Source organism: Patescibacteria group bacterium (assembly GCA_034659915.1).
GTDB lineage: Bacteria > Patescibacteriota > WWE3 > JAUXAW01 > JAYEID01 > JAYEID01.
Window position 1 is genome coordinate 1 of record JAYEID010000023.1, and the last position, 8699, is coordinate 8699.

Below are 8699 nucleotides of genomic sequence, written 5' to 3' on the forward strand. Positions count from 1 at the left end.
TATCACCTGTGGGATGTTGGAAGTTGTGGATAAAGCGGATACCGTTTTTGTAAACAACGCCAGTGGTAGAAGTAGTAGTGTCTTCTAACTCCATAGCGCCAACCAAATCTAGAGATTGGCTTGGACTCGTCGTCCCAATGCCGACGTTGCCAGCGGAATCGAGGAGAATGTCGCCGGAAGTTGTTGTGGAAAGCGTTAAATTCCCGCTGTCTGTGGTTACGTTAGAAGCGCCGACTCCGTCAATGGAGAACGCGCTGGTGAAATCTGCGGTTAGTGTAGCAGAGTCTATATCAATGTCCCCGCCGGCATTTTTTATTTGCACATCGTTAGTCCCGTCTCCGGCGAGGTTGGAGGCGGTGATAGCATAACCAGCAGAGGCGATCTGCTGGCGGGGGGTAAGGTCCTCACCACCGGTGGTGCAGGACTCGCTGTCGTTTACATATACATTTAGGTAATAGGTGTCGTCTGTAAAATCAAGAGTTAATGTGTCAGCAGAACCAACCTGAGTGCTAAACACACCATTGGAGACAGATACCGAGGTAGGGGAGGGGTCGCCGGCCGGCCAGAGCTTGCTCCCTGCGGATTCTGCATCGTAGATTGAGAAACAGATGTAGTAGGTCCCGTCCAGGAGGTTGTCGTTTTCATCAGTTAGGCGACCTTGGAAATTCAGCAATTTTGGTACACCGGCAGCCGCCCGCGCCTCCGGCGCAGCCGGAAAGAAAGACAGGACTGATAAGACCGATAGGACGAATGGCAAAAGAAGCGACCGCAGCTTTGGCTTGCGGTCGCTTTTTTGCTGCTCCTTGCGGTGTTTGGTACGCTTGCGGTACATGCGTTCGCTGAACCCACCTTTTTCTAGAAACTCGTTTTCCAGCGCTTTAATTTGCCTGTCTAAGAGAAAGTTCGCCTGGTGGATAAGGCAAATTAGGGTGTTTGCGACGACCTCTGGGTTGTCACTTTCAAGATAGGTCTTATAGGTCTCATAAGACTTATCCTTGCGATACGCAAGTTTGCGTATCGCAAGGGCTTGCGGGCTATCCTTGTCCCAGAGCTCAAGATCGTTTTGGCGCAGGTAGTCTAGGAAGTCTTGCAAAAGCTCTTCCAGACTGCCGCGCGCAACGTTTATGAGCTTGAGCTCGCTTTTCTTGCTGGTACCGGAGACTTGTGAAGCTTCGGCTATGTTTTGCTTTCCAGAGCGTGCAGCACCGTTCATTTGTTCACTGCGCTTGTAGCTGGGCACAAACTTTTCACAAAACACCGCTGTCCCATCGCAGATAATTTCCGTGGTTTGATAAGACTTAAGCTTCCGATACCCGCCGTGGGGCGGGATAAGATCGGACGTATGGTGCTTGTTGGACGGATGTTCTTTTTTCTTATTTGCCATTTGTATTATCTGTGTTAGCATCTGTTGTATCTGTGTTATTCATTTCGAGTATTTATTTACGGCTCTGAGCATCTTGTCTTTTTTGGTTATACCTTTATAGTCATTTAAGATTTGGTAGATTCTTTGCCTGGTTATTCCAAACTCTTCAACCAACTCTTTAATTGGCGTGCCCTTGACCCAGGCTTCGTATAGTTCATCTGCACCTTGTTTTCCGACAATGGTTTCCATAAGTAGTTAGTAGTAAGTAGTAAGTATTAAGTATCTTCAGAATTTTTCTCTAAACTTTTGATTGCTCCGTTGATTAGTTTGCTTACCTCTATGGAGCGTTCGTCAAGTTTATTAAAGATATCTTCTTCTAGATAACCAACGTCTTTGGCTACTAATAGTTGATTTTGAAGTTCGTTTAAAGAGCCTAGTGCCATAACAAGAAACCAAACCTTTTCTTTTGTAGACCTTCGTGAGAAACCCTCAGCAATATTTGAGGTAATTGAAACCACACATCTTCTAAGCTGACTTGTAAGCGCGTATCGCTCCTCTCTTGGGAAGTTACTTGTGGTACTGTAAGTTTCCTTTACCAGTTCGTGTCCTTTCTTCCAGCAGATAAGGTCTGTAAAGCTTTTGATCTTTTCTTGGGTTTTCATAAGAGCTTTTATTACTTGCTACTTGATGCTTTCTACTTCCTACTGGTTTTTACCATAGCAGCATTCCTTTATAATGTCAAGTATAATGTCAAGGCGCGCGTGCGTGTAGGTATTGACATTGTCAAGAGTAAAGAGAATAAGCTTTGGGAATGGGGTATTAAAAGGGAGACTGTCTTTGCCCTGCTATTTGCGTGTTTGGGGATTAGATGGTAGAGTTGGTATAGCGAATTTGCTACAAATAATTAAGGTATGAATTCTATTTATGTTACGAATTGACTACGAATACTACGAATATGCTACGAATAAGGAATAAGGAATTGGGATAGCTGGGATAGCGAATTTGCTACGAATAGTTAAGGTATGAATTCTATTTGTGCTACAAATTGACTACGAATTGGTATAGCTAATTGATGCGAATTTAATACCGCAAATTGATGCGAATGGGAAAAGAGGGGACTCGGACCTGAAAGTCCTTTAGGGTCTGCGGATGCAGTCCCTAAAGGTCTTGGTAGAAAATTTTAAATGACGGATAGAATCGACCGCGGTGTTGCAGTTTATTGCGGGGGATCCTTCGACAAGCTCAGGATGACTGCTAAAATGGCAGGAGGTCGGCTCAGAATGACTGCTAGAATTGCCGAAAGCGGAATGCGGAAAGCGGGAAGCGGAGAGCGGTGCGCGGAAGACGGTGTGCGGTTAGCGGAATATTAATTTTTATGAAGAGTGCGGTTTTTTTTACAGTTTGTTTAAGTTTGATTTTTTGTTTGGTGGGTTTTGTTCCTGCGCAGGCAAGTGAACCGGTTGGGTGGGATGCGGATAGTTGGGAGGCGGGGGGTTCGGGGCGTACGGGTACAGGAAGTTCAATTGGCTTAAAAACAGTGGTTGCTTCTTTACAAAATTTGTTTGAAAGTATAGATACTTTGTACTCTCCGGTGCCGCTTACCCTATCCGGGGGGATAAAACCCGAACCCCAGCCGATATTTGCCGGGAAGGATTCGGAAAAATCGGTTTTGGGGATAGCAACTGATAACTCTTCGGTGGCGTCTGTGGTTTATTTCCGGACGAGAGGTGACGGCTTGAAGACATACAGCTTAGACCCTGACTTTGACAGTGTTTCTAGACAAGAAGCAAATGATATTAGCAGAGATGAACCAGAGGTGAGAGAGGAGGCGGAGAACCAAAGTAGGGGTGAGGTTTGGGGCGCGAAGATAGCCAAAGCAGAAAAAGAAGTTGGATATTGGTTTAAGGATAGCGGAGTGCTTCTAACACTGCTAGGTTTAGCTGGGTTAACAGTGATGGTTGTTATTGTGGTACTAGCTCATAAAGCTCTGAAGAGTAAGGATTAACGCTGATCATAGCTGATTTACGCGGATTGGGATAGCGAATAAATGCGAATTTAATAATAGCGAATTAGATGGCAAATCTGCTACAAATAATTAAGGTATGAATGCTATTTATGCTACGAATATGCTACAAATACTACAAATATGCTACGAATAAGAAATAGTGAATACTAAATTGATATAGCGAATAAATGCGAATTTAATAGTGCGAATCTATGCGAATGGGAAGGAAGAGACTGGAACCTAAGAGAACCTGCAAGGGCAGTACCATACGGTACACCCCAGGGGTCTACGAATGTAGTCCTTGGAGGTCTCGATAACTAAATAACAAATTTCAAGCACCAAGTTCCAAATAAATACGAAATACGAAATATTAAATAAGAGATAAGGGATAATAAATAGGAAAGAGGAGACAAGAACCTAAAAGTCCTTTAGGGGCGGTACCACATTGGGTACACCCCTTTGGGTCTGCAGATGCAGTCCCTAAAGGTCTTGATAGAGAATGGAGAAAGGAAAAGTCGATCGCGGTGCTACTGTACGGTGCTTTTCGCGGGGGATCCTTCGACAAGCTCAGGATGACTGCTGAACGCGGAGAGCTGTCAGCGGCTTACGGATTATTAATTATATCTTTATTAAAATGAAAAACTGGAATAAATTAAATAAAAATCAGCGAGAATCGACCATCTATCGGCGCAAATCCGTTAGTAATCTGCGGAAATTCTTTTGGTTGTTATTGGTTATTTGTGGGGCTTTTACCTTTTTGGTGGGGCAAAGGGACGGTGCGGGGGTGCGGGCTTACTCAGAGATGACCGGATCTAGTTTTAAGATTAAGGATTCTGCTTTAGACTCGGGCGGGGGGGTTAGCGACTCGGCTAGTTATAAAATGAACCAAGCGGTGGGGCAGGAATTCCAAGGCAAGAAGACTGGTTCCAATTACAATATTTATGAGGGTATTATGTATTACCCGGGTAGTATTACACTTGTTTGCGGAAGCAGTGTTTCTATCCCCGAGGTAACAGCAGGAACACCTCAACACGAGACTGATACTTGCACTATTACCACAGAGTCTGCTAACGGCTACAGCCTGTATACTTCTAAGAATCACAATCTGGAGCACAATAATGATGCTGGGACGTATATTGAGCCGACCAGCCTTGGTTCTTATAGTTCACCAGAGCCTTGGGATACAGGTACAGATGTGGGTCTTGGCTTATCGCTTAACGGTACTTCTGCTGAACCTAAGTGGGCAGATGGGTCTAATTTCACGTCTATTATCAATGGTACTGCCGAGGTGATAAATAATTACTCCTCTGCAGTAGCGCAGGGCACAAACTTAATAATGATTTACCAGCTGGATGTAACTGCTACCCAAAAAAGCGGAGAGTATTCTAACGAGGTTTATCATTACGTGACTACTAACTGGTTTTAACCTGCCAGAGCAGGTTTACTGATTAGCGCTGATGCTAGCTGATATACGCTGATGAAAACAAAGACAGAAAATAAGGGTAAGGTAGACGATTTTCTATATGAGGACTTGTCGTATAAGTTGCGGGGGTGCGCCTTTGAGGTTTATAACAGATTGGGTTTTGGACATAAGGAGAGCGTTTACCAAAAAGCGTTTGCAGAAGAGTTGAAAAAGGCAAAGATACCTTTTGAACAGGAGAAGAGTTTAGGTATTAAGTATCGCAATAAGACAATTGGTAGGTATCGCCCTGATTTTATTATTGATGAAAAGATAATTATTGAGATGAAAGCAGTAGAAACAATGCCAAAAAGTTATGAACAACAACTTGTGCATTACCTTAAAAGTACTGGTTACAAGTTGGGTTTCCTTATTAACTTTGGTGGTAAAAAGATTGATATTAGAAGACGAGTCTGGTCTTTGGAGTATCAGCGGAAATCAGCTATTAATCGGTGTAAATCCGTACTTGCCCTGTTTGTAGCTATTGCGACGATTTTACTTGTGGGTAATACACCAATTTTTGCACAAACACCGAGGGAGGTGGGGGTGGAGGTGTCTCCGTTGTCTTTAGAAAAAGAGGTAGCGCCGGGAGAGGAAATTAATTTTGCTGTTACTTTTACAAATCCTTTAGAAAGTACGCAGAGCATCCGCCCCAAGTTTAGAGACTTGCGTTTGGATGAAGGTGGTCAGGTGCAGTTTTTGGACTACAGCAGTAAGCGTTATACAATTTCACGCTGGGCTAGTTTTCCAAAGGATGTTATTGAATTAGGTCTGGAGGAATCAAAAGCTGTGTCTATCACGGTAAAGGTGCCTATGGATGCTGTGACAGGGGGGCATTTTGGTGCATTTTTTGGGGAGGTGAGGGATGAGAGTTTGGAAGAAGCCCGCGGTCCTTTTGGAGTAGATCAACAAGTAGCGCCTGGATGCTTGGTGTTCCTTTCTGTTTTGGGTGAGGATGTGATGGATGCTGATTGGGCTGGGGATGTTGATTTGAGAGTATTGGGTTTTAGAGTGGGTAATTTGTTTTTGACGCACAAACCTATTTCTGTGGACGTTATGTTTAGGAATCGCGGTATTTTCCACCAAAATGTGTGGGGCGGGCTGTTTTTGCGGGAAAAAATATTTGGCGATGAGCAAGATATTCGGTTGCGCGAGAAAAAGGTTCTTCCCGACGGCTATGCGGTTTACAGTGGAGAAGTGAGCCCCCGTTCTTGGTTTGGTCGTTACGAAATAGAATCAAGGTTACTTTATGGTCGGGACGGTGACCAAGAAATTAGTGAGAACCACACGATTTGGGTAGTGAACCCCCGTGTTTTTATAGCTATAGCACTAATTGGCATCTTTACTCTGTTATGGGTTAGAAGACGTTCTAACAGCACAGGGAGTTCCTAGCAATTAGGCTGCCAGTGTTGCCAATCCTATGATGGAGGGTTCTAGCGCGGAAAGCAAGATTTATTATAAGTCCCTAGCTTTCTGCGTAGTTGGTATGTGGTATTTGGTACACGTTATACCTTAATTATTTGTAGTAGATTCGCTATCCCAATTCGCATTCATTCGCTATACCATCTCTATCGAGACCTCCAAGGACTAGACAAGCTAGACCTTGCAGGACTCTCAGGTTCCAGTTTCCAGTTACGAGTTACGTGTTACCGGTCCCCAATCTCTAATTTACTAATTGCTAGTTGCTAATTGCAAGTCTTCGCATTTGGCTGCTCATCTTTTCGTGTTAAAATAGAGCCGCTTTGAAAGTTGTGCAAACGATTAAGAAAAGCTGGTTGGATATTTTTGCCGTGGCCGTCATTGTGGCGGTAATTCTTTTTTTCTTTCGGAAAGCCGTGCTTTCTTCTGGGGTTTTTGTTTCTGGCAACTATAATCTTTCTGATTTTGGCGATTTCTTCTTGCCCACACGTGTTTTTCTTGCCCGTGTGTTGCGTAATTATCAGTTGCCGTTATGGAGTGCCGACATTGGTTTTGGCTTTCCCATTATGGCTGAGGGGCAGATTCAAGCTTTATTTCCTTTAAGTATTTTGTTCTTAATTTTTGAACCAGCAGTTGCGTATAACCTAACCATCTTTTTTGCAGTTCTTTTTCTTGCCCTTTCCACCTATTTATTTTTGCGACAGGGTTTAAGTTTGAGGCAGCTTCCTTCACTGTTTGCTAGTTTGGCTTTTTCCCTGGGTGCTCAGGTTACTATGCATTGGCAACATGTTTCCCTTCTTTGGGCTTTGGCTTTTTTTCCTCTTGAGCTTCTGATAGTAGAAAAGTTTTTTAAAAACAGGAACGGCGTATCTCTGTTAGTTAAGTTGGGTCTTGTTGTTGCTTTGCAAGTTCTTGCCGGACATCCCCAAACAGTTGCTTATACACTTTTGGTTGTTGTTCTCTATGCGGGTTACAAATTTTTGGTTACTCATTTTCTTTCAGGGCGACTTGAGGACCCAGAAGAGCCTCTTATTACTAATAGAGAGCTTTTCTTTTTAGGCAAACTCCTATTTTTATTTCTAGGCGTTGTTTTTTTGGCACTACTTATAGGAGGTGTGCAAATTCTGCCGCTTGAAGAATTACTTGATTACTCTACGCGTGGAGGTTCTCTTACTTATGAGCAAAGCCAAAGCTTTCCTTTTTATTTCAAATACTTGATTACTTTGCTAGTTCCTTTTAGTTTTGGTGATCCTTCCAATTGGGCACCTTATTTGGATTTTGATCTTAACCTTTTGGTTTGGGAGTTTTGTACTTATAGTGGGCTGCTTACTACTGTTTTTGCTTTTCTTGCAGTTTCTATTCTCCCTCTGAACAAGGAAAAGGGTTCTTTCGAAAGTTTTAGATTAAAGCGATTAGCGTGGTTTTTTTCTTTTTTAGTGCTGTTTTCAGTTCTTCAGGCTAGGTTTAATTTTCTTTATGTTTTGCCGGGTTTTAATAACTTTCGCGTGCCGGCAAGGTTTTTAATTTTCCTTTCTTTTTCTGTTGCTGTTCTCTCCGCATTATTCTTGGAGGATATTGTTTATTTTCGGATTGTTGAGAAATGGGAGTCGCTTGCGAAACCATCATTTCTAGCAAATTTGCCAAAGAATAGAGCGCTAAACCTGTTTTCTGTTCTTTTGGTACTTCTTTCCCTTGGTTTAGTAGGAGATCTTTATTCTTATCTTGGCGAGTATAATCAGACTGTTTCCAAGAGTGCTTGGTTTGAAAAACCTTCTACTGTAAGTTTTTTAGAAAGTAATTTGAACCAGGCGCGTTTTTTGCCTGTTGGAGAAGCGTACTTAAATATTGTGATTTACTCTAAACAGCGGGGTTGGCGGGAAGATCTTGAAGCGTATTTGGATTTGCAAAAGCTTATTGGTCGTAATCGTTCTTTGATTTGGGATGTCCCATCCGGTGCGATTTATACTGGATTGTCGGTGGAAAGGACCCTTAATTTTCTGGGTTTTGTGCACAAGGGTTTTCCTTTGGATGCTGAGACAGGTTCTATTACGCCTCCGGGGGGAATGGACAATCTGCTTTCTTTTGGCGGTATAAAGTATATTGTTAGTCCGTTGCCGATAGAAGGTGAGAAATACATAAAGGTGCACGAAGAGGATTTACAGCTTTCGGAACACAGCGTGTACATATATGAGTTGGAAAATGCCTTACCGCGAGCTTATTTTGTTTCTAAAGCTAAATTTGCGTCATCGGAAGGCGAGAGCTTGGGATATATATTGCGCGGGTTGGCAGACCCTCGTGAGACTGTAGTATTGGAGGACACAAATTCACGCAAATTTGGAGAAGACCAGAGGCGAGTAGACGCGAATGCAGATAACGCAGATAGCGCAGATGAGGTAGGGGAGGGGGTAGCAGAAATAGTGGTGGATGGGGATCAGGAGGTAGTGGTGGAGGTT

At 43.2% G+C, this 8699-nt stretch carries 8 protein-coding genes; 5 read left to right on the plus strand and 3 right to left on the minus strand.

What is annotated here, in order from left to right; all coding sequences use genetic code 11:
- The 3 genes from U9M98_03730 to U9M98_03740 all read right to left on the minus strand — a co-directional run.
- A partial coding sequence (locus tag U9M98_03730; GenBank protein ID MEA2020791.1) for a four helix bundle suffix domain-containing protein occupies positions 1 to 1384 on the minus strand: 1384 nt, incomplete at its 3' end.
- Positions 1385 to 1423: 39 nt separating this feature from the next.
- Complete coding sequence (locus tag U9M98_03735) at positions 1424 to 1612, minus strand: helix-turn-helix domain-containing protein (GenBank protein ID MEA2020792.1); 189 nt, start codon at positions 1610 to 1612, stop codon at positions 1424 to 1426.
- A 26-nt stretch (positions 1613 to 1638) separates the two neighbouring features.
- Entirely contained in the window at positions 1639 to 2025 is a 387-nt protein-coding gene (locus U9M98_03740; protein ID MEA2020793.1) for a four helix bundle protein, read from the minus strand.
- 522 nt (positions 2026 to 2547) lie between these two features.
- On the opposite strand from U9M98_03740, the gene U9M98_03745 reads away from it, so the two are divergent.
- The 5 genes from U9M98_03745 to U9M98_03765 form a co-directional block, all read left to right on the plus strand.
- Positions 2548 to 2733: a hypothetical protein gene (locus U9M98_03745; GenBank protein ID MEA2020794.1), complete on the plus strand. Its 186-nt coding sequence runs from the start codon at positions 2548 to 2550 to the stop codon at positions 2731 to 2733.
- 5 nt (positions 2734 to 2738) lie between these two features.
- Positions 2739 to 3368 carry a hypothetical protein gene (locus U9M98_03750; GenBank protein MEA2020795.1) on the plus strand — a complete coding sequence of 210 codons (630 nt, stop codon included), beginning with the start codon at positions 2739 to 2741 and terminating at the stop codon, positions 3366 to 3368.
- A 634-nt stretch (positions 3369 to 4002) separates the two neighbouring features.
- The gene (locus tag U9M98_03755; protein MEA2020796.1) at positions 4003 to 4794 is read left to right on the plus strand and encodes a hypothetical protein; all 792 of its coding nucleotides are present in this window, start codon (positions 4003 to 4005) and stop codon (positions 4792 to 4794) included.
- A 51-nt stretch (positions 4795 to 4845) separates the two neighbouring features.
- The gene (locus tag U9M98_03760) at positions 4846 to 6219 is read left to right on the plus strand and encodes a GxxExxY protein (protein ID MEA2020797.1); all 1374 of its coding nucleotides are present in this window, start codon (positions 4846 to 4848) and stop codon (positions 6217 to 6219) included.
- A gap of 350 nt (positions 6220 to 6569) precedes the next feature.
- A partial coding sequence (locus U9M98_03765; GenBank protein MEA2020798.1) for a hypothetical protein occupies positions 6570 to 8699 on the plus strand: 2130 nt, incomplete at its 3' end.